The sequence below is a fragment of the Bacteroides reticulotermitis JCM 10512 genome, assembly GCF_000517545.1.
GTDB classification, from domain to species: Bacteria; Bacteroidota; Bacteroidia; order Bacteroidales; family Bacteroidaceae; genus Bacteroides; species Bacteroides reticulotermitis.
This window is the reverse complement of record NZ_BAIV01000091.1, coordinates 1-924: the sequence shown is the minus strand read 5'-3', so window position 1 is coordinate 924 and position 924 is coordinate 1. Positions and strand designations below refer to the sequence as shown.

The window sequence follows — 924 nt, the reverse complement described above, 5'->3', positions numbered from 1 at the left end:
CTATTTTGGAATTAATTGTAAAATTTATATATTTAATAAAAATGTATAGGTTATGAATATAGAAGGAATTTTAATGGTTTTATTTATCTTTAATTGTATTGGACATATTGGGATAATATTTACTCTTGCAGCAATATACTGTAAACTACATAATATTGATAAAGATAGATAAATGCTGTTTTTATTTGAGAAAGCAGGTGATTATTGCACCTGCTGCACCTCCACCAATTATTGAAACAATACAACTAATAATAGCCATTGTTTTACTAAATGTTCTGTCCTTGTGAATATTCTTATCAAAATCATGGGCAAACCTAATTAAAGGGAATGCCCATTTCTTATTTTTCTATTTCTTTAAATATTTATATTGAAAAGATAGTGTTATGAATAAAGAAAAAAACAATCAAAAACCACCTTTTTCATTTTTTGAAAAAGATATTAGAATAAGTAGTTTCAGTAAAACAACAACAATACATCTTTTTGGAATTTTGATTTATAGATGTGTTATTCATAGTTTTGATAAACCTATAAATAAAACTGTTAACAAAAATGAGAATGGTCAACATAAACCAAGAGTTAGAGTTTTACCTGATGATTGGTTTGATAATCTGTCAGATGATATTCATTTTGATATGGATGATCATTAACTATTTTTCTACAGGGTTCAATTGATAACCCAGAAAATCAACATATTCTACTGCTATAATTGAATATTTCACCTTAGTTTTAGAAGCTGCATTATTAGCAAAAGATAGTACCTTCTCTACATCACAATCACACTCTTTAATGTATTCTGCTGTAGGCAAATGAAACTCTTTGTTGTCATCATCTATAATAGTCTTACTAAAACCCTGCTTTTGCATTTCTGAATGGAGAGTGTTGTAATGATCATCATCTGCATTATGTAATTCAACTCTTACTAAA

2 protein-coding genes are annotated in these 924 nt (G+C 27.1%); one reads left to right on the top strand and one right to left on the bottom strand.

All coding sequences use genetic code 11. The features are described 5' to 3' along the window. Positions 1–383 precede the first annotated feature (383 nt). Entirely contained in the window at positions 384–647 is a 264-nt protein-coding gene (locus JCM10512_RS21060) for a hypothetical protein (RefSeq protein WP_044165941.1), read from the top strand. Here the strand turns inward: JCM10512_RS21060 and JCM10512_RS22880 are convergent. After that, a partial coding sequence (locus tag JCM10512_RS22880) for a hypothetical protein (protein ID WP_044165939.1) occupies positions 648–924 on the bottom strand: 277 nt, incomplete at its 5' end.

Coding starts and splice junctions, on each gene's coding strand:
- JCM10512_RS21060 (WP_044165941.1), top strand. CDS start 384: ATGAATAAAGAAAAAAACAATCAAAAACCACCTTTTTCATTTTTTGAA.